16 protein-coding genes are annotated in these 20,335 nt (G+C 70.9%); 8 read left to right on the top strand and 8 right to left on the bottom strand.

Annotated elements, in window-relative coordinates; genetic code table 11:
* The first annotated feature begins 142 nt into the window (after nt 1-142).
* The 3 genes from ACFYW5_RS29130 to ACFYW5_RS29120 all read left to right on the top strand — a co-directional run bounded on the left by ACFYW5_RS29130 (nt 143) and on the right by ACFYW5_RS29120 (nt 3,989).
* A complete protein-coding gene (locus ACFYW5_RS29130) occupies nt 143-1,027 on the top strand; it encodes a FadR/GntR family transcriptional regulator (protein WP_389420064.1) in 885 nt (294 codons plus the stop codon).
* 428 nt (nt 1,028-1,455) lie between these two features.
* Complete coding sequence (locus tag ACFYW5_RS29125; protein ID WP_389420063.1) at nt 1,456-2,988, top strand: RNA polymerase sigma factor; 1,533 nt, start codon at nt 1,456-1,458, stop codon at nt 2,986-2,988.
* A gap of 134 nt (nt 2,989-3,122) precedes the next feature.
* Nucleotides 3,123-3,989: a serine protease gene (locus ACFYW5_RS29120; RefSeq protein ID WP_389420062.1), complete on the top strand. Its 867-nt coding sequence runs from the start codon at nt 3,123-3,125 to the stop codon at nt 3,987-3,989.
* A gap of 112 nt (nt 3,990-4,101) precedes the next feature.
* On the opposite strand, the gene ACFYW5_RS29115 is transcribed toward ACFYW5_RS29120, so the two are convergent.
* Entirely contained in the window at nt 4,102-4,332 is a 231-nt protein-coding gene (locus ACFYW5_RS29115) for a hypothetical protein (protein WP_250071150.1), read from the bottom strand.
* A 439-nt stretch (nt 4,333-4,771) separates the two neighbouring features.
* On the opposite strand from ACFYW5_RS29115, the gene ACFYW5_RS29110 reads away from it, so the two are divergent.
* From ACFYW5_RS29110 to ACFYW5_RS29100, 3 genes are all read left to right on the top strand, one after another.
* The gene (locus ACFYW5_RS29110; RefSeq protein WP_389420061.1) at nt 4,772-6,895 is read left to right on the top strand and encodes a type IIA DNA topoisomerase subunit B; all 2,124 of its coding nucleotides are present in this window, start codon (nt 4,772-4,774) and stop codon (nt 6,893-6,895) included.
* 146 nt (nt 6,896-7,041) lie between these two features.
* Nucleotides 7,042-7,512 carry a DUF485 domain-containing protein gene (locus ACFYW5_RS29105; RefSeq protein WP_389420060.1) on the top strand — a complete coding sequence of 157 codons (471 nt, stop codon included), beginning with the start codon at nt 7,042-7,044 and terminating at the stop codon, nt 7,510-7,512.
* Nucleotides 7,509-9,101, top strand: coding sequence for a cation acetate symporter (locus ACFYW5_RS29100; RefSeq protein WP_389420059.1), 1,593 nt, complete (start codon nt 7,509-7,511; stop codon nt 9,099-9,101). Before ACFYW5_RS29105 ends, ACFYW5_RS29100 begins: the two co-directional genes overlap by 4 nt.
* 90 nt (nt 9,102-9,191) lie before the next feature.
* Here ACFYW5_RS29100 and ACFYW5_RS29095 read toward each other — a convergent pair whose 3' ends face one another.
* From ACFYW5_RS29095 to ACFYW5_RS29080, 4 genes are all read right to left on the bottom strand, one after another.
* Nucleotides 9,192-9,872, bottom strand: a complete 681-nt coding sequence (locus ACFYW5_RS29095; protein ID WP_389420058.1) for a response regulator — start codon at nt 9,870-9,872, stop codon at nt 9,192-9,194.
* Entirely contained in the window at nt 9,869-11,542 is a 1,674-nt protein-coding gene (locus ACFYW5_RS29090) for an ATP-binding protein (protein WP_389420057.1), read from the bottom strand. The genes ACFYW5_RS29095 and ACFYW5_RS29090 overlap by 4 nt, the downstream gene beginning before the upstream one ends.
* A gap of 142 nt (nt 11,543-11,684) precedes the next feature.
* Nucleotides 11,685-12,629: a sucrase ferredoxin gene (locus ACFYW5_RS29085; RefSeq protein ID WP_389420056.1), complete on the bottom strand. Its 945-nt coding sequence runs from the start codon at nt 12,627-12,629 to the stop codon at nt 11,685-11,687.
* Nucleotides 12,630-12,705: 76 nt separating this feature from the next.
* Entirely contained in the window at nt 12,706-13,962 is a 1,257-nt protein-coding gene (locus ACFYW5_RS29080; protein WP_389420055.1) for a citrate synthase, read from the bottom strand.
* A 110-nt stretch (nt 13,963-14,072) separates the two neighbouring features.
* Between ACFYW5_RS29080 and ACFYW5_RS29075 the strand changes: the two genes are divergently transcribed.
* Nucleotides 14,073-15,251 (top strand): citrate synthase/methylcitrate synthase, encoded by a 1,179-nt coding sequence (locus ACFYW5_RS29075; protein ID WP_389420054.1) that lies wholly within the window; start codon nt 14,073-14,075, stop codon nt 15,249-15,251.
* 45 nt (nt 15,252-15,296) lie between these two features.
* On the opposite strand, the gene ACFYW5_RS29070 is transcribed toward ACFYW5_RS29075, so the two are convergent.
* Nucleotides 15,297-15,533 (bottom strand): hypothetical protein, encoded by a 237-nt coding sequence (locus tag ACFYW5_RS29070; RefSeq protein WP_389420053.1) that lies wholly within the window; start codon nt 15,531-15,533, stop codon nt 15,297-15,299.
* A 228-nt stretch (nt 15,534-15,761) separates the two neighbouring features.
* Nucleotides 15,762-16,208: a DUF6082 family protein gene (locus ACFYW5_RS29065; protein WP_389420052.1), complete on the bottom strand. Its 447-nt coding sequence runs from the start codon at nt 16,206-16,208 to the stop codon at nt 15,762-15,764.
* 383 nt (nt 16,209-16,591) lie between these two features.
* Here ACFYW5_RS29065 and ACFYW5_RS29060 point away from each other — a divergent pair, with 383 nt between their 5' ends.
* Nucleotides 16,592-17,641 (top strand): CobW family GTP-binding protein, encoded by a 1,050-nt coding sequence (locus ACFYW5_RS29060; protein ID WP_389420051.1) that lies wholly within the window; start codon nt 16,592-16,594, stop codon nt 17,639-17,641.
* Here the strand turns inward: ACFYW5_RS29060 and ACFYW5_RS29055 are convergent.
* Nucleotides 17,638-20,094 (bottom strand): DNA topoisomerase (ATP-hydrolyzing) subunit A, encoded by a 2,457-nt coding sequence (locus ACFYW5_RS29055; protein ID WP_389420050.1) that lies wholly within the window; start codon nt 20,092-20,094, stop codon nt 17,638-17,640. The two genes, ACFYW5_RS29060 and ACFYW5_RS29055, sit on opposite strands and share 4 nt — an antisense overlap.
* Nucleotides 20,095-20,335: the final 241 nt, after the last annotated feature.

Raw genomic sequence — 20,335 nt, 5'->3', positions numbered from 1 at the left:
CACCCCCTGTGCGCACAACTCCCCGGGGAAAGCCCATTTCTTTCCGATAAGGCGTCAATTGCGACGGGGTGAGCGATCACCCTTTCGTGTGCTTTTCACCAAAGACCTCAAGGGAGTTGAAGAGGGCGCCGACAAAGGATCCGTGAGTACCCTTGCGCACACCATGATGACCGCCGCCCGCTCCGCCGACTCCGGTCTCGCCGGCCCGGGCGAACTCGACCGCTACCCCTACGCCGAGGCCCCTGTCGCCGGCCGCGTCGCAGTCCCCTCCTGGGAGGGCGCGGACCAGGAGCTGGGCCGCGTGGGCCGGCGCTCCGCGGGCCGCGGGCGCGGACTGCACGGCCAACTCGTCCAGCAGCTCGGCCAGATGATCGTTTCCGGTGACCTGGGCGCCGACCGCCCGCTGGTGCCCGAGGAGATCGGCCAGCGGTTCGAGGTCTCCCGCACCGTCGTCCGTGAGTCGCTCCGCGTCCTGGAGGCCAAGGGCCTGGTCAGCGCCCGGCCGAACGTCGGCACGCGCGTGCGTCCCGTCAGCGACTGGAACCTCCTCGACCCGGACATCATCGAGTGGCGGGCCTTCGGACCGCAGCGCGACGATCAACGACGTGAGCTGACCGAGCTGCGCTGGACGATCGAGCCGCTGGCCGCGCGGCTGGCCGCCGGTCACGGCCGTGAGGACGTCCAGCAGCGGCTGGGTGACATGGTCGAGATCATGGGCCACGCCATGGCGCAGGGTGACGCCCTGACCTTCTCCCGGGCCGACGCCGAGTTCCACTCGCTGCTCATTCAGGTCGCCGGCAACCGCATGCTGGAACACCTGTCCGGGATCGTGTCGGCCGCGCTCCAGGTTTCCGGCGGTCCGGTCGCGGGGTGTGACCGGCCGAACGACGCCTCGCTGGCGCACCACGCCCGGATCGCCGACGCCCTGGCCGCGGGCGACGGCACGGGCGCGGAGACGGCGATGCGGCAGCTTCTGATGGTTCACCCCGAGGTGGAGCGCGTGGTGCCCGCCCCGCGCGAGCACTGAGCGCGCCCCACGGGCGGCGCGGCCGGCGATGCCTCCCCCCTCCTGTGGCATCGCCCGGCCGGCGGACCGCCTGCCGTCGGACCCCGCAGGATCACCCGGATCCGGCGGGGTCCGACGGTGCGGCGGGGCGAGGGCGCGGTGGCGTACGGCGGATGGGACCGGGAGACTGACCTCATTTGCCCGCATCTGACAGTTTTTGAGCGCTTACGGGGTGTGACTCGGGCCACGCAGATTGGGCGTAACGCTCGTGGGAGCAGCGCGATGACCTAAGAGGTGACAGCCGCGGAGGGAATACGGACGCCATACAAGGCGCTGTGCATCTTCCCGGCCCCCGCCCGCACCGTCGGTCCATCCCCAGGCCGGTGGTCGGCTCCTGTCCGTCATGGACGGGGCCGGAAGCCGTTTTCCAACGTTCCGAGAGGTTGTTCGTGTCGGCCAGCACATCCCGTACGCTCCCGCCGGAGATCGCCGAGTCCGTCTCTGTCATGGCGCTCATCGAGCGGGGAAAGGCTGAGGGGCAGATCGCCGGCGATGACGTGCGTCGGGCCTTCGAAGCTGACCAGATTCCGGCCACTCAGTGGAAGAACGTACTGCGCAGCCTCAACCAGATCCTCGAGGAAGAGGGTGTGACGCTGATGGTCAGTGCCGCGGAGCCCAAGCGCACCCGAAAGAGCGTTGCAGCGAAGAGTCCGGCCAAGCGCACCGCCACCAAGACGGTCGCGGCGAAGACGGTGACCGCGAAGAAGGCCACCGCCACCGCCACGCCTGAGGCCCCCGCCGCCGAGGCAGCCGTCGAGGACGAGGCGCCCGCGAAGAAGGCCGCTGCCAAGAAGGCGACGCCCGCCAAGAAGACGGCCGCGAAGAAGACCGTCGCCAAGAAGACGGCGGCCAAGAAGACCACCGCCAAGAAGGACGACGCCGAGCTCGTCGAGGAAGAGGTCCTCGAGGAGGTCAAGCCCGGCGAGGAGCCGGAGGGCACCGAGAGCGCCGGCTTCGTGCTCTCCGACGAGGACGAGGACGATGCGCCCGCCCAGCAGGTCGCCGCCGCCGGTGCCACCGCCGACCCGGTCAAGGACTACCTCAAGCAGATCGGCAAGGTCCCGCTGCTCAACGCCGAGCAGGAGGTCGAGCTCGCCAAGCGCATCGAGGCCGGTCTGTTCGCCGAGGACAAGCTGGCCAACGCCGACAAGCTCGCCCCCAAGCTCAAGCGCGAGCTGGAGATCATCGCCGAGGACGGCCGCCGCGCCAAGAACCACCTCCTGGAGGCCAACCTCCGTCTGGTGGTCTCCCTGGCCAAGCGCTACACCGGCCGCGGCATGCTCTTCCTGGACCTCATCCAGGAGGGCAACCTCGGTCTGATCCGCGCGGTCGAGAAGTTCGACTACACCAAGGGCTACAAGTTCTCCACGTACGCCACCTGGTGGATCCGTCAGGCGATCACCCGCGCCATGGCCGACCAGGCCCGCACCATCCGTATCCCGGTGCACATGGTCGAGGTCATCAACAAGCTCGCGCGCGTGCAGCGCCAGATGCTCCAGGACCTGGGCCGCGAGCCCACCCCGGAGGAGCTGGCCAAGGAACTCGACATGACCCCCGAGAAGGTCATCGAGGTCCAGAAGTACGGTCGCGAGCCGATCTCCCTGCACACCCCGCTGGGCGAGGACGGCGACAGCGAGTTCGGCGACCTCATCGAGGACTCCGAGGCCGTCGTCCCGGCCGACGCGGTCAGCTTCACGCTCCTCCAGGAGCAGCTGCACTCCGTCCTCGACACCCTGTCCGAGCGCGAGGCTGGCGTCGTCTCGATGCGCTTCGGTCTCACCGACGGTCAGCCGAAGACCCTCGACGAGATCGGCAAGGTGTACGGCGTGACGCGTGAGCGCATCCGCCAGATCGAGTCGAAGACCATGTCGAAGCTGCGCCACCCGTCGCGCTCCCAGGTGCTGCGCGACTACCTCGACTAGGCCGCGGTCCTACGGCGTACAAGGCCCGGTTCCCCGAGCGGGAGCCGGGTCTTTCGCGTGCCCGCGCGGGTGCGAGGCGCTGTGGGGTGGATCACGCTGGGTTTCTCAACAACAGCCCTGAGTGAGGAGTACGCATGCGTCGCCCCCTTGTCCGGGCGCTGGCCGGGCCGCTGGTCCTGGCCGCCGCCGCGGCCGTCATACCGCTCGCGTCCGCCGCTCCGGCGGCCGCCGACAACGTCGTCGTCGGAGGTTTTCCGGTCGAGGCCTCCGACAGTCCCTGGACGGTGGCCCTCTCCAGCCGTGACCGGTTCGGGGGTACGCGCTCGGGCCAGTTCTGCGGCGGCGTGGCCGTCGGCCCGTCCACTGTGCTCACCGCGGCGCACTGCCTGGACGAGGACGTCCTCGGGGGGCCGCCGGGGCAGGTGGCCGACTTCAGCGTCATCGCGGGCCGCACGGACCTGCGCACGAAGGAGGGCCAGGAGATCAAGGTCCGCGAGACCTGGGTGAATCCGGGGTACGACGACGCCACCAATGTCGGGGACTTCGCCGTGCTCACGCTCGCCGAGTCCCTGCCGAAGGGGTCGGTGATCGCGATGGCGCCGGCCGGGGATCCGGCGTACGTGGCGGGCACGCGGGCCATGGTCTACGGCTGGGGTGACGCGACCGGCAGCGGCAACTACCCGTCGGGCCTGCGGGCGGCACGTCTGCAGGTGCTGTCCGACACCCTGTGCCGGCAGGCGTACCCGGGCGGCGCGGGCGGCTCCTACAGCGCCGACAGCATGCTGTGCGCCGGTGAGGTGCACGGCGGTCCGGACGCCTGCCAGGGGGACAGTGGAGGGCCGCTGGTGGCCGGGGGGCGGCTGGTCGGGCTGGTGTCCTGGGGCGGCGGCTGCGGCCGCGCCGGCAGCCCCGGGGTGTACACACGGGTGTCCCACGCCCTGAAGACGCTGGGCTGGGACCTCGGCACCGGCCGGGCTGACGGGGCCGCTACGGGCCTCTGAGGGGGCCTGAGCGGCACGGCAACGCGTACGGGCGGCTGCCCCTGAAGGATCAGGGGCAGCCGCCCGTACGCCGGCCTAATGCCTGGAGCTGGCTCGTCGTGGACGCGAGTTGTCAGCGCTCTTCTTCGGAGGCGGTGGCTGGAGCGGCCGTCAGTCGCTCCGTCTCGTCCTGTATCTCAGCGGCGATCTTCTTGAGTCCCGGCTCGAACTTGCGGCCGTGGTGGGCGCAGAAGAGCAGTTCTCCGCCGCTCAGCAGGACGACACGCACGTATGCCTGAGCGCCGCAGCGGTCGCAGCGGTCGGCGGCCGTCAACGGGCTCGCGGGGGTCAGAACAGTAGTCACGTCGCCTCTTCTCTAGCTCGACGAGCTGTCGTACCAGGGTCAACATCCAACCAGCCCGAAAACGTTCCCGCTCGGGGCTTTTGCTTGAAAAAACTTTCCAGGCGGCCGGCTGTTGCCGGTTGGCGGCGAATGTGCCGTATTGCGTGTCTGTGTGTCGTACGGGTTCGCGCTGTCGGTAGTGGTCGGTCCTCCCGGCTGGATTGCCGGTTTGTTCATGAGGACGTGCCCGGAGCCTAAATGGTTCATGCCCCGAAGGGAACGTGATATGTACTTCACTCCATCGAGGGATCGAACACCTATGCGACCCTGCACTACTCTGCCCAGAGACGAGGGTGGCGTTACATCGGCTCTACCAGGCCTCTGTACGCTCTGAGCGGCAACCGAAGCCGCGCCCTTACCCCAAAGGGCACCACCTGAAATTCAGCGAGGAGCGAACCGCGTGACCGCCGAGACGTCCGTGCCGTCCACAGCGCTGCTGGCAGGAGCAGACCGGGACGGTTCCAACTACACCGCGCGGCACCTCCTCGTCCTCGAGGGACTCGAGGCCGTGCGCAAACGCCCGGGCATGTACATCGGCTCGACCGACAGCCGCGGCCTGATGCACTGCCTCTGGGAGATCATCGACAACTCCGTCGACGAGGCCCTCGGGGGCTACTGCGACCACATCGAGGTCGTCCTCCATGACGACGGCTCGGTAGAGGTCCGCGACAACGGCCGGGGCATCCCCGTCGACGTCGAGCCCAAGACGGGCCTCTCCGGTGTCGAGGTCGTCATGACCAAGCTGCACGCGGGCGGCAAGTTCGGCGGCGGCTCCTACGCGGCCTCCGGCGGCCTGCACGGCGTCGGCGCCTCCGTGGTGAACGCCCTGTCCGCCCGGCTCGACGTCGAGGTGGACCGCAGCGGCCACACCCACGCCATCAGCTTCCGGCGCGGTGTCCCGGGAGCCTTCGCCTCCGACGGGGCCGACGCCAAGTTCGAGGCCAAGAGCGGACTGCGCAAGACCAAGAAGATCCCCAGGAACCGCACCGGCACGCGCGTGCGCTACTGGGCGGACCGCCAGATCTTCATCAAGGACGCCAAGCTCTCCCTGGAGCACCTGCACCAGCGGGCCCGCCAGACGGCCTTCCTGGTGCCCGGCCTGACCATCGTCGTGCGCGACGAAGTCGGTCTCGGCCAGGACGGCAGCAAGGGCGAGGAGTCCTTCCGCTTCGATGGCGGCATCAGCGAGTTCTGCGAGTATCTCGCCGCCGACAAGCCGGTCAACGACGTCCTCCGCTTCTCCGGCCAGGGCACCTTCAGGGAGACCGTCCCGGTCCTGGACGAGCACGGGCAGATGACGCCTACCCAGGTCACCCGCGAGCTCGACGTCGACGTCGCCATGCGCTGGGGCACCGGGTACGACACCACCCTGCGCTCGTTCGTGAACATCATCGCCACCCCCAAGGGCGGCACCCATGTCGCGGGCTTCGAGACGGCCGTCACCAGCACGCTCAACGAGGTGCTGCGGGCCAAGAAGCTGCTGCGCGTGGCCGAGGACGACATCGTCAAGGACGACGCCCTGGAGGGCCTCACCGCCGTCGTCACCGTGCGTCTGGCCGAACCCCAGTTCGAAGGTCAGACCAAGGAGGTCCTCGGCACCTCGGCGGCCCGCCGCATCGTGAACGCCGTGATCACCAAGGAGCTCAAGGCGTTCCTGACGTCCACCAAGCGGGACGCGGCCGCCCAGGCCCGGGTGGTCATGGAGAAGGCGGTCGCCGCCGCCCGTACGCGCATCGCTGCCCGTCAGCACAAGGACGCCCAGCGCAGGAAGACGGCCCTGGAGTCGTCCTCGCTGCCCGCCAAGCTCGCCGACTGCCGCAGCGACGACGTCGAGCGCAGCGAGCTGTTCATCGTCGAGGGAGACTCCGCGCTCGGCACCGCCAAGCTCGCCCGGAACTCCGAGTTCCAGGCGCTGCTGCCGATCCGCGGCAAGATCCTCAACGTCCAGAAGTCGTCCGTGACCGACATGCTGAAGAACACCGAGTGCGGCGCGATCATCCAGGTCATAGGGGCGGGCTCGGGCCGCACCTTCGACATCGACGCGGCCCGCTACGGCAAGATCGTCATGATGACCGACGCCGATGTGGACGGCTCGCACATCCGCTGTCTGCTGCTGACGCTGTTCCAGCGCTACATGCGGCCCATGGTCGAGGCGGGACGCGTCTTCGCGGCCGTACCGCCGCTGCACCGGATCGAGCTCGTCCAGCCCAAGAAGGGGCAGGACAAGTACGTCTACACGTACTCGGACCGGGAACTGCGCGACAAGCTCATGGAGTTCCAGACCAAGGGCATCCGCTACAAGGACTCGATCCAGCGCTACAAGGGCCTCGGCGAGATGGACGCCGACCAGCTGGCCGAGACCACGATGGACCCGCGCCACCGCACCCTGCGCCGCATCAACCTCTCCGACCTGGAGGCGGCCGAGCAGGTCTTCGACCTGCTGATGGGCAACGACGTGGCACCGCGCAAGGAGTTCATCTCCTCCTCCGCGGCGACCCTGGACCGCTCGCGCATCGACGCGTAGGCGCCGCGCCCGGCGAGAGACGGGGTGGGCACGGCACAGGCCGTTCCCACCCCGTTTCACGGCTTCCTCCGGGACAAATCACCTGATGGGGTGAAAGGCGAGGGGAACAAGAGTCGGGGATCTTCCCGTTCTGTCCATCCTTGGGCATGCAGTCAAGCAACGGTCGCTCCCACGCGCGCGTGCCCTACGACGACCCCTGGTACGACGCGCTGGCCTCCGGCTGGGGTGAGGCGGACGCCGGTGCCGACGCCGTCCCCGAGCCCCGCGAGGAGGGCGCGAGGGCCGCGGCCGACATCTACCTGGAGGTGCAGCGCAGCGCCGCCTTCCAGGAGGTGCGCAGCCGGTACCGGAGGTTCGTGGTGCCGGCCGTCATCGGCTTCCTGGCCTGGTACATCGGCTACGTCGTGACCGCCACCACCGCACCGGGGCTGATGGCCCGGCCCGTGGCCGGCGCGGTGAACGTGGCGATGCTCGCCGGCCTCGGGCAGTTCCTCTCCACCTTCCTGCTCACCTGGGCCTACGCCCGGCACGCGCGCCTGCGCCGCGACCGGCCCGCGCTGGACCTGCGCTGGGACACCCAGGAGCTGACCCGCGCCGCGAAGGGCGGCCACTCGTGACGGGCGATCATCAGACCCTGGCGCTGCTGCTGTTCAGCGCGTTCGTCGCGGTCACCCTCGCGATCACGACCTGGGTGAGCCGCCACCGCCACGGTTCGGCCGAGGAGTTCTACGCCGGCGGCCGGCTCTTCTCGCCGATGGAGAATGGTTTTGCCATCGCGGGCGACTACATGTCGGCCGCCTCCTTCCTCGGCATCTCCGGACTCATCGCGCTCTACGGCTACGACGGACTGCTCTACTCGGTGGGCTTCCTCGTCGCCTGGCTGGTCGTGCTGTTCCTGGTCGCCGAACTGGTCCGCAACTGCGGCCGGTTCACCCTGGCCGACGTCGTCGCTGCGCGGATGCGCGAGCGGCCCGTCAGGATCGCGGCGGGAACTTCCTCGGTCACCGTGTCCGTTCTGTATCTGGTGGCGCAGATGGTGGGTGCGGGCAGCCTGGTCGCGCTGCTGCTCGGCGGCCAGAGCGAGGCGGCGCGGACCTGGACCGTCATCGGCGTCGGCGCGCTCATGGTCATCTATGTGTCGTTGGGAGGGATGCGAGCCACCACCTGGATCCAGATCGTCAAAGCGGTCCTGCTGCTCGGCGGCACCATCACCCTGACCGTGCTCGTCCTGGTGCGCTTCCACGGCGACTTCGACGCACTGCTGCTCACCGCGGCCGAACGCAGCGGCCACGGCGCATCGTTCCTCGCGCCCGGGCTCAAGTACGGTGCCGACTGGACCGCCCGCTTCGACTTCATCAGCCTCGGCATCGCCCTGGTGCTCGGCACCGCGGGGCTGCCGCACATCCTGTCCCGCTTCTACACCGTGCCCACCGCCCGCGCGGCCCGGCGCTCGGTGGTCTGGTCGATCGGACTCATCGGCAGCTTCTACCTGATGACGATCGTCCTCGGCTTCGGCGCCGCCGCGATCGTCGGCACCGACGTGGTGCGCCGCTCGAACGCCGCGGGCAACACAGCCGTACCGCTGCTCGCCCTCGATCTGGGCGGCGGGCCGGAATCCGCCGGTGGAACGGTTCTGTTCGCGATCGTCGCCGCCGTCGCCTTCGCCACCATCCTCGCCGTGGTCGCCGGGATCACCCTCGCCTCCTCCGCGTCCGTGGCCCACGACCTGTACGCGTCACTGCGGCGCCGGCGCGCCGCACCGCGCAGCGAGGTCGCCGTCGCCCGGGTCGCCGCGGTCGGCATCGGCGTCGTCGCCATCGCCCTCGGCCTGCTCGCCCGCGACCTCAACGTCGCCTTCCTGGTGGGCCTCGCCTTCGCCGTCGCCGCGTCCGCCAACCTGCCCGTGCTGCTCTACTCCCTGTTCTGGCGCGGCTTCACCACCCGCGGTGCCGTCTGGTCGGTGTACGGCGGCCTGATCCCGGCCGTCGCGCTCGTGCTGCTGTCCCCCGTGGTGTCCGGCAGCCCCGACTCCCTGTTCCCCGGCGTCGACTTCCAGGTGTTCCCGCTGCAGAACCCCGGCATCGTCTCGATCCCGCTCGGCTTCCTCGCCGGCTGGCTCGGCACCGCCACCTCCGGGGAGGTCCCGGACGAGGCCAAGCACGCGGAGACCGAGGTGCGGTCGCTCACCGGGGCGGGGGCGGCCTAGCCGTAACGGCGCCGCCGGAGACAACGGCGTGCCGGATCCGTATGGACAGGGGGTACGGCCGCTTCCCCGCCCCCACCGCCGGCCGTGCCCTCAGGCGCGGGTCGCCCACACGTAACGGTGTTCCGGGCGGCCCGCGTCCCCGTACTTGAGGGTGAGCCGTGCCCGGCCCGTGCGCTCCAGGAGCTTCAGATACCGCTGGGCGGTCTGGCGGCTGATGCCGGTGCGCTCCGCGATCTCCTGGGCGGACAGAGGGCCTTCGGCGCCGATCAGGCAGCGGCGGACGACGTCGGCGGTCGTGGGGGAGTGGCCCTTGGGCAGCGCCGGCTCCGACGGCGCGGAGAGCGCGCCGAAGATCCGGTCCACCTCGGCCTGTTCGGCCTCGCCGCCTCCGTCGAGGGTGCGGCGCAGCTCCGCGTACGCCTCCAGCTTGGTGCGCAGGCCCGCGAAGGCGAACGGCTTGACCAGGTACTGGAGCGCGCCGTGCCGCATCGCCTCCTGGACGGTGGAGACGTCCCGGGCCGCCGTCACCATGATCACGTCGGCCCGGTGGCCGCGCCGCCGCATCTCCCGGACGACCGACAGACCCGTTTCGTCGGGCAGGTAGTGGTCCATCAGGACCAGGTCCACCCGGGGCAGCTCCTCGACCCGCCGCAGCGCCTCGGCAGCGCTGTGCGCCTCGCCGGCCACGTGGAAGCCCGGCACCTTCTCCACGTAGGCGGCATTGACCCGCGCGACCCGTGTGTCGTCGTCCACGACCAAAACCTCGATCATCGCGACTCCCTCTCGGCGGTGCGGTGTGCCAGGGGCCCGGTGAGGGCCGGTTCGGCGTCCGGCTCGGTGAGCGCCTCGGGCAGGACGACGGTGAACTCCGCGCCGCCCCCGTGCGCCTGGTCCACGGTGGCGGCGCCGCCCTGCCGTTCGGCGAGCCTGCGCACCAGGGAGAGACCGATCCCGCGCTCGCGATGGGCCGGTGCCTCCTTCGTGGACCAGCCCTCCGTGAAGATCAACTCGCGCTGTGCGGCCGGGATCCCCGGCCCCGTGTCCCGCACCCGCAGGACGGCCGCGCGCCCCTCGGTGCGCAACTCGACCTCCACGCGCGCGTGCGCCGTCCCGGCGACCGCGTCCAGGGCGTTGTCCACCAGGTTCCCGACGATCGTGACGATGCCCCGGGGGTCGATCAAGCGGTCCGGGAGCCGCGTCCGCTCCGACACCAGCAGCGCGACCCCGCGCTCCGCCGCCACGGTCGCCTTGCCCACCAGCAGCGCCGCCAGCAGCGGGTCCTGGATCTTCTCCGTGATCTGTTCCGCGGTCACCCTGTGGTCACCCACCACCTCGCCGACGAACTCCATGGCGTCGTCGTACATCTCCAGCTCCAGCAGCCCGAGAAGCGTGTGCATCCGGTTGGCGTGCTCATGGTCCTGGGCGCGCAGAGCGTCGATCAGGCCGCGCGTGGAGTCCAGCTCCCGCCCGAGCTGCTCCAGCTCCGTGCGGTCGCGCAGGGTGGCGACCGCGCCGCCGTCGTCGGTGGGCATCCGGTTGGCGACCAGGACGCGCCGGCCGCGCACGGTGAGCAGATCGGTGCCCGTGACCCGCCCGGCCAGCACATCGGTCGTACGGCCTTCCCCCAGCGCCTCGTCCAGGGAGCGGCCGACGGCCTCCTCGCCGACGCCGAGCAGCCGGCGCGCCTCGTCGTTCAGCAGCCGCACCCGCCCCGCGCGGTCCAGGGCGACGACGCCCTCCCGGATGCCGTGCAGCATCGCCTCGCGCTCCGCGAGCAGCGCCGCGATGTCGGAGAAGGCCAGGTCACGCGTCTGCCGCTGGACCCGCCGAGAGATCAGCCACGCGGCCAGCGCGCCGACCGCCAGCGCACCGCCCGCATACGCCAGCAGCTCCGGTATCGCGTGGATCAGCCGGGCGCGGACACTGTCGTACGCGATCCCGACCGAGACCGCGCCCACGATGTCCCCGTCGCTGTCGCGCAGCGGCACCTTGCCGCGGGCGGTGCGGCCGAGGGTGCCGTCGTCGATCTGCATGACTTCGTGACCGGCGAGGGCCTGCCCGGGATCGGTGGACACCGTCCTGCCGATCTCGCCGGGCGTGGGGTGCGACCAGCGCACCCCACGCCAGTCCATCACCACGACGTACTCGGCCCGGGTGGCCCTCCGGATCCGCTCCGCCGCCTCCTGGACGGGGCCGCCGGCCGTCGGAGGCGTGTTCACGACGTCCTCGGCGATCCGCGGCTGGACGGCGGTGGTCTGGGCGATGGCGAGGGCCCGGCGCATCGCCTGGTCGTCGAGCTGGTTGCCGAGCGGGGCGAGGAACAGGCCGGTCGCGAGCACCGCGACACCCGCCGCGATGGCCACCTGCATCAGCAGCACCTGCGAGAACATCCGCCGCGGCAGGCCGAGGCGCAGACGGCGCGCGGGGGCAGTGGGGCTCATACCCCAGACGGTACGTGGACGCGTCGGGAGCACCGAAGGGGGTGTGGCCCGGATCTCTTGATCAATGGTGGACGCGGGGCCTCTTGATCAATGGTGGACAGGGCCGGTCCACGAGGGAGGCCGGTCACGGTCGACGGGCCGGTCAGCCCGCCAGTGCCGTCGCGGTCGCCAGCTCCCGCACCGCGACCACGTCCATCTGCGCGGGCGAGCCCAGCACCGAGGCTCCGCAGCTCTCCGCGCGGGGCGGCAGCGCGGCTCCCTGGGTGACGACCACATGCCAGAGGCGTCCGTCGGCGTGCGCGACGGTCACCGTCCAGCGCGGCGCGGCACCCTCCGTACGGACGACGCTCAGCACGTTCACCGCGTACTCGCCCAGGGCCCTGCGCACGGCCAGCTCGGCCGCCTGCCCCGGCCGCTCCCAGGCGGAGCTCCCGCGGCATCCCTCGACGACGACCCGGCCCTCCCGCACCTCGCGGAGGATCTCCTGCACGGAGTGCGCCTCGGCCCGGCCGTAGGCGTAGCCGTACGGCAGGACCAGCAGCGTCGGCGAGAAGCGATGTCCACCCAGATGGGTGACCTCCCAGACGCCACCGACGCCGGAGGCGGCCAGCTCGGCGGCGAGGGGGCGGCCCAGGAGGGCGCAGCACCGGTCCCGCTTGCCGTTGGTGCACACCAGCGCGAGCGGGTCGCCCGTGTACGGCCCCGCCCCCAGCGCCGAGTCGAAGGAGCGGGCGTCGCCCCTGCCGAGCGCGGCGAAGTCGAGGTCGAGCAGCCGGCGCGGATCGCGGACCGCCGCGCCGTGCAGCCAGGCATGACCCGGGGTGGTGTGGGCGGCGTACACCTGCCGCTCGACGGGTGTGCCGCCGTCGGCGTGCCGCCCGGGGCGGCGGATGAGCGCCACACGCACCCCGGTGTGCTTGGCGGCAGCCTCCAGTGCGCGGCCCAGTGCGGGGTCCAGATGGCTGGAGGTGAGCGCCTTGGCACCCCACGGGCCGGGCTGTTCCAGCAGCAGCCAGGTCCTCGCGGTGGCCGCGGTGCCCGCGATGGGCTCGCCGAGGTCCCGGGAGTCACTTGAGCAAGTACTCACAAAGGTGAGCCTAACCTGAGTTGATCCGGTGTCGCTCACCGAACCGCTCGTGTCCTGCTCCGGCAATGGCTGCGTCCTACTCCGGCAATGGTTGCGGGGGCCTCGGGCCCACGTAGTGACCGCTGGGGCGCATCCGCAGCGGGCGCTCGCCGTACTCCTCCAGGGCGTGGGCGATCCAGCCCGCCGTTCGGGCCACGGCGAAGATCGTCTCGCCCGCGGTGGCGGGCATACCGCTGGAGGCGGTGAGCACGGCCAGCGCCAGGTCGACATTGGCGTGCAGCGGCGTGTGGCGGGCGGTCGTGGCGACGATGTCGCGGGCCGCCGCGAGCGCGGGTTCGGCCCGCGGGATCTCCTCCAGCAGCCCGAACAGCACACGCGCGCGGGGGTCTTCGCCCGGGTACAGCCGGTGGCCGAGCCCGGGGACGCGGCGGCCGGCCCGCAGCTCCTCGGCGATCACCGGGGCCGCGTCGCCGCGGTCGAGGACGTCCAGCAGCATCCGGTGGGCAAGCCCGCTGGCGGCGCCGTGCAGGGGGCCTTCGAGGACGCCCAGGCCCGCCGAGACGGCCGCGTAGGCGTGGGCGCGGGCGGACGCTGCGACGCGTACCGCGAGCGTCGAGGCGGCGAGGTCGTGGTCGACCAGCAGGGCCAGTGCCGTGTCCAGGGTGCGCAGCGAGGCCTCGTCCGCCTCGTGGCCGCTGAGCCGGGCCCACAGCCGGTGCGCCAGCGGGCCCGCGTCGCAGTGGCCGCGGCGCACCGGCGGCAGGGCGGCGACGAGGGTGGGGATGAGGCTGCGCGCGGTGCCCAGGACGGCGTCCTCGGACAGGTCGAAGCGCAGCGGGTCCACTGTCGCGGCGGCGATGGCCGCGACCCTCAACCGGTCGGTGGGCCCGGCGTGTTCGGGCAGGGCGTCCGCCGCGCGGCGGGCGGCGGCGACCGTGGCCTCGGGGGCGGCGAAGACGATGTCGGGGCGCAGCAGGCCGGTCCACAGCCACTCGGCGACCTCCTCGTAGGAGTGCCGGACGGCGAGTTCGGCCGCGTCGACGCCCCGGAAGTAGTACCGGTCCGTGTCGATGAACGTGATGCGGGTGCGCACCGCCAGCTCACCGCCCGATCCCGAAGTCCCGCTGCTCTCACGCCGGTTGCGCCGTGCGAGCGCCTCGACCTCCTGCGCGTCGAAGGTGCTGCCCCGGCCGCTGGGCACCCGCCGGCTGCTGAGCTGGCCGCGGCTGACGTACGCGTACACGGTCTCGGGCTTCACGCCGAGCAGTTCGGCGGCCTCCTTGGTGGTCAGCCGCCGGGTCGGGTGGGGGGAGCCGGGCTCTTGATCGCGCATGGGGGTCACCGTATCCGCTGGATGATGTATTGACGCATATATTGACTCGATCAATATTGACAGAGATTGAGTCAAGCATGGACAGTCAAATCAAGTCCAGGGAGGAAATCATGTCCGTCAACAGGTCGGCCCCTGCTCTCGTCGAGGCGCCGCGAGGACTCGCCGGCGTCGTCGTCACCGACACCGCCATCGGTGACGTCCGAGGGCTGGAGGGCTTCTATCACTACCGCCAGTACTCGGCCGTCGAACTCGCGCAGACCCGCGCCTTCGAGGACGTCTGGCATCTGCTGGTCCACGGCGAGCTGCCGGACGCCGAGCGTGCCGCGGCCTTCGCCGCAGAGACCGCGGCGCTGCGGTCGCTGCCGGACGAGGTCCGCGCGGTCCTGCCTGCCGTCGCCGGGGCGAGCGGAGGCGCGGGCGGCTCCGGCCCGCTGGCCGGGATGCGCACCGCGCTGTCGCTGCTCGGTGCGGTGCGGGGCTTCCGGCCGGTGTACGACCTCGACGCGGACGAGCGCCGCCGGGACGTGCTCACCGCGGCGGCCGCCGTACCGACGCTGCTGACGGCGCTGTACCGGCTGGGTGAAGGGCTGGACCCGGTCGAGCCGCGGGAGGATCTGTCGTACGCGGCGAACTACCTGTACATGTTGACGGGTTCGGAACCGGATCCGGTGCGGGTGAGGGCCGTCGAGCAATACTTGATCTCAACCATTGACCACGGATTCAATGCATCAACGTTCACGGCGCGGGTCATCGCCTCTACCGGAGCGGATGTGGCGGCCTGTCTGATGGGGGCGGTCGGGGCGCTGTCCGGTCCTCTGCACGGGGGCGCGCCCAGCCGGGCGCTGGACACCCTGGACGCGATCGGAACGCCCGAGCGCATCGCCCCCTGGATCCGCGGACGCGTCCTCGCCGGCGACCGCATCATGGGCTTCGGCCACGCCGTCTACCGCACGGAGGACCCCCGCTCCCGCATGCTCCGCGAGATCGCCCAGCGCTTCGGCGGTCCGCGCGTGGACTTCGCCGTGGAGGTGGAACGCCGGGTCGAGGCGATCCTCGCCGAACTGAAACCCGGCCGCGAACTCCACACCAACGTCGAGTTCTACGCGGGCGTGGTCATGGAACTCTGCGGCCTGCCCCGCGAGATGTTCACCCCCACCTTCGCGGCGGCCCGCGTGGTGGGCTGGAGCGCCAACATCCTGGAACAGGCGGAGGACCCCAAGATCATCCGCCCGGCGGCGCGGTACGTGGGGCCGGGGGCGCCGGTGGCGGTACCCCGGCGGGCGGCCTGACGCGCGAAGCCCGGCAGGGAGGCGTACCGGGCTGCGCGGGGCGGATCAGGCATCGGGAATGTCAGGTCTGGCGCGCAGCAGTGTCTCGCGTGAGATGACCACGATCCGCTCGTAGTCGGCCCGTGCGGCGTCGGACGGAAGCTCGGGGTCGAGCTCCGCGGTCGCTTCGCGCCCAATGACGGCGAAGTCGCCGTTGCTGAGCTCGAAGATGTCGGGGCAGGTCTGGCCGGTGGCGCTGCCGCGCTCACGAGGGGAAGCCCCGACACGTCGCACGATCTTCACGGAGAGATACCGCCTTCTTGGGAGGGAAAATGAGTCCTCCAGGCAGGGCGGCCTCCGGACAAGGGTGCGCCGGAGTCGACGAAATTCTCCGAGCGCAAGGGGTGTTCGTCGGAGCGCCCGGAGAGGGCCAGCGACAAGATATCGACTTTGCCGTGCGTGCGGCGGCAGTTACGAACAGGCGGGGGAGTGAATTTCGGGAGCGGCTCCTGACCGCTCCGCACGCCGGAATCAAGGCGCGTCGTCGGAGGGTGGCCGGCCGACGACCCACCACTGTTCGGTGTCGGAGTCGGCGAGTTCCTGGATGAGTTCGTCCATCATCCGGCCCAGCTCGAACTCCTCCGAGACGGCCGGAAGGCTCTTGCGGTGGTGCCGCGTCGCCTCCCAGTACTCCTGGAACACCTCGTTGCGGCACATGACCCGCAGATGTCCGTGGAGTTCGGCCCGGCTCAGGGCGCCGATCCGGTGGAAGTGCAGGGCGTTGATGTAGAGCGCGTTGGCGAAGAGGAACTGGCGCTGCTTGTCCAGGGGGACATCGGTCTCGTAGGTGTCGAGGACCGCGGCGAGCGCAGGGTCGTCCATGGCCTTGCAGAGCAGGGTCAGATGGAGTCGATGCTGTTCGCGGAGCGCTGCTTTCTTGTGGTGGCGCGTGCTCGGTGCGGCCAGGGAGTGGCTCATGGCCACGAACCCCGCTCGCACCGCAGAACCGATCCTCCGAATGCCAGAACTCTGTGTGGCCATGTCAACCCCCGAATCAGGCGGCCGTCCGCCGGTCGTCGGGGTGCGGGTCGACTGAAGGGGACCGGCGAGCGGTGGGCGGCGCTTGCCGTCTCCCAGGGTGCCGAGCGGCTCTGATCGGCGGGGAGGCGGAGAGGAGGCGCACGGAGGGAAGCGAGGGTCGCACAGTCCGGCGCCATGCCCAACGTCTGCCCCGCTGGCGCAGCTAACAATCGTTCACTTCGCGCGGTTTCTCGCGGCTCGTATCCTGGACCGGCATTCATTGTTCGTACGCTCGCCGGAACGTGAGCCGGTGCACGCGTAGGTGTGAGAGAGGTCGCTCGTTGGTCCGCAGCCGCACTGCGCAGCAGATCCCCGTCGTCGTTCTCGCCGGTTTCCTCGGCTCCGGCAAGACGACGCTCCTCAACCATCTCCTCCACCGCAGCAAAGGCAGCCGGATCGGAGCGCTCGTCAACGACTTCGGGGCCATCGAGATCGACGCCATGGCCGTGGCCGGCGCGCTCGGCGACTCGACCGTCTCCCTCGGCAACGGCTGCCTGTGCTGCGCCGTCGACGCCACTGAGCTCGACCGCTACCTGGAACGCCTCGCCGCCCCCTCCGCCGGCCTCGACGTCATCGTCATCGAGGCCAGCGGTCTCGCCGAGCCGCAGGAACTGGTCCGCATGGTGCTCGCCAGCGAGCATCCGGGGATGGTCTACGGCGGTCTCGTCGAGGTCGTCGACGCCGCCGAGTTCGACGCCACCCGCGCCAGGCACCCCGAGATCGACCGCCATCTCGCCCTCGCCGACCTCGTCGTCGTCAACAAGCTCGACCGCGTCGCGGACCCGGACCAGCTCGTCCCGCGCGTCCGGGAGCTCGCCCCGCGCGCCGCCGTCGTACCCGCCGTCCACGGCCGTATCGACCCGGAGTTCCTCTTCGACTGCCGGCCCGGCGAGGAGCGCGTCGGGCAGCTGTCCTTCGACGACCTGCACGAGCACGGTGACCACGACGGGCATCTGCACACCGGCTACGACAGCGTCTCGTTCGTGTCGCGGCAGCCCCTCGACCCCCGCGCCCTCATGAGCTTCCTCGACAGCCGCCCAGAGGGGCTCTACCGGATCAAGGGGTACGTCGACTTCGGCCCCCACGACACCCTGAACCGGTACGCCGTGCACGCCGTCGGGAGCTTCCTGCGGTTCTACCCCGAACCCTGGGCGCCCGCCGAGGAGCGGCTCACCCAGCTCGTCCTCATCGGCTCCGGCATCGACGCCCCCGCCCTCGGCAAGGAACTCGAGGCGTGCCGCAGCGACGCCCCGCACGCCGACGAGCACGGCATGTGGGGCGTCCTGCGCTACGTACAGGGCACCGAGGACGAGCCCGGCGACGTGGCCTAGACCGGGCCCGCCACCACCGCCACCGTCTTCGGCAGCGACACGCCCGAGCCGTCGCGGCGCGGGTCCATCTCCGGAAGCTCGGCCGGGGTGCCGTTCTTCTGCGCCGCCCGGGCCGGAGCGGGGCCCGCCCAGGCCAGCGAGAGACAGTCCTCGCCCTTCAGGAACCGCTGGCAGCGGACCCCGCCGGTCGCGCGTCCCTTGCGCGGGTACTGGTCGAACGGGGTCAGCTTGGCCGTCGTCTGGACCGAGTCGTCCAGCGTGCCGCGCGAGCCCGCGACGGTGAAGACGACCGCGTCGGCCGCCGGGTCCACCGCCGTGAAGGAGATGACCTTCGCGCCCTCGGTCAGCTTGATGCCCGCCACACCGCCCGCAGGCCGGCCCTGCGGACGCACCTGCGCGGCCTGGTAGCGCAGCAGTTGCGCGTCGTCCGTGATGAAGACCAGGTCCTCCTCGCCGGTGCGCAGTTCCACCGCGCCGACGATCCGGTCGCCCTCCTTGAGGGTGATGACCTCCAACTCCTCCTTGTTGGACGGATAGTCGGGCACCACGCGCTTGACGACACCCTGCTCGGTGCCGAGCGCCAGGCCGGGGGAGGACTCGTCCAGCGTGGTCAGGCAGACCACCGTCTCGTCGCCCTCCAGGGAGACGAACTCCGTCAGCGGAGCGCCGCCCGAGAGGGTGGGACGCGCCGCCGTGTCCGGCAGCGTCGGCAGGTCGACGACGCTGATCCGCAGCAGCCGGCCCGCGGACGTCACCGCGCCCACCTCACCGCGGGCCGTGGCCGGCACCGCCGAGACGATCACGTCGTGCTTGGCGCGCTTGGTGTCGGCGTCCTCCGCGAACGGGTCGCCGTTCGCCGTACGGGCCAGAAGGCCCGTGGAGGACAGCAGAACCCGGCACGGGTCGTCGGCCACCTGGAGCGGTACGGCGGCGGACACCGCGCCCGCCGAGTCCAGCAGGACCGTACGCCGCTCGGTGCCGAACTTCTTGGCCACCGAGGCCAGTTCGTTGGAGACCAGCTTGCGCAGCTCGGCGTCCGAGTCCAGGATCCGGGTCAGCTCGGCGATCTCCTCGTTGAGCCGGTCCTTCTCCGCCTCCAGTTCGATGCGGTCGTACTTGGTGAGCCGGCGCAGCGGGGTGTCCAGGATGTACTGCGTCTGGATCTCCGACAGCGAGAAGCGCTCCATCAGGCGCTGCTTGGCCTCGGCGCTGTTCTCGCTGGAGCGGATCAGCCGGATGACCTCGTCGATGTCGACGAGCGCGGTGAGCAGGCCCTCCACCAGGTGCAGCCGGTCGCGCCGCTTGGTGCGGCGGAACTCGCTGCGGCGCCGCACGACCTCGAAACGGTGGTCGAGGTAGACCTCCAGCAGCTCCTTGAGGCCCAGGGTGAGGGGCTGGCCGTCGACCAGGGCGACGTTGTTGATGCCGAAGGACTCCTCCATCGGCGTCAGCTTGTACAGCTGCTCCAGCACCGCCTCCGGCACGAAGCCGTTCTTGATCTCGATGACCAGGCGCAGGCCGTGCGCGCGGTCGGTGAGGTCCTTGACGTCGGCGATGCCCTGGAGCTTCTTCGAGCCGACCAGGTCCTTGATCTTGGCGATGACCTTCTCGGGGCCGACCGTGAAGGGCAGCTCGGTGACGACGAGGCCCTTGCGGCGCGCCGTCACGTTCTCCACGGCCACCGTCGCGCGGATCTTGAAGGTGCCGCGGCCGGTCTCGTAGGCGTCCCGGATGCCGGTCAGGCCGACGATCCGGCCGCCGGTGGGCAGGTCGGGGCCCGGGACGTGGCGCATCAGGGCGTCCAGATCCGCGTTCGGGTGGCGGATCAGGTGGCGGGCCGCCGCGATGACCTCGGCGAGGTTGTGCGGGGGCATGTTGGTGGCCATGCCGACCGCGATGCCCGACGCGCCGTTGACCAGGAGGTTCGGGAACGCGGCGGGCAGCGCCACCGGCTCCTGCTCCTGGCCGTCGTAGTTGGGCGCGAAGTCGACCGTGTCCTCGTCGATCGACTCGGTCATCAGGCTGGTCGCGGCGGCCTGCCGGCACTCGGTGTACCGCATGGCGGCCGGCGGGTCGTCGTTGCCCAGCGAGCCGAAGTTGCCGTGGCCGTCGACCAGGGGGAGCCGCATCGAGAAGGGCTGCGCCATGCGCACCAGCGCGTCGTAGATCGACGCGTCGCCGTGCGGGTGCAACTTACCCATGACCTCGCCGACCACGCGCGCGCACTTCACATAGCCGCGGTCGGGGCGCAGGCCCATCTCGTTCATCTGGTAGACGATCCGGCGGTGCACCGGCTTGAGGCCGTCACGGGCGTCCGGCAGGGCACGGGAGTAGATGACCGAGTACGCGTACTCGAGGAAGGAGCCCTGCATCTCGTCGACGACGTCGATGTCGAGGATCTTCTCCTCGTACGAGTCGTCGGGCGGCGGGGTCTTCGTGCTGCGGCGGGCCATCGCTGCCAAGGCTCCTTTTTCTGTGTGCTCACCTACGGGGCGCTCATGCTGACGCGTGAACTGGATCCGACGCGGACCATTGTGGACCGCGGCACTGACAACCCGGACCAGGACCCGGCGTCGCCCGTCCGCCCCGGCGCGGAGAGGGGCCTCCGCTCACGGCTGCCCGCAGGCTACGCGATCCGCTGTCGGCATCCGCCCTCGGCGTACGCGGCCCGGGAACTTCGCCGCGGCCCCGCAC

The sequence above is a fragment of the Streptomyces sp. NPDC002779 genome (assembly GCF_042888685.1).
GTDB lineage: Bacteria > Actinomycetota > Actinomycetes > Streptomycetales > Streptomycetaceae > Streptomyces.
This window is presented reverse-complemented; position numbering and strand designations above follow the sequence as displayed.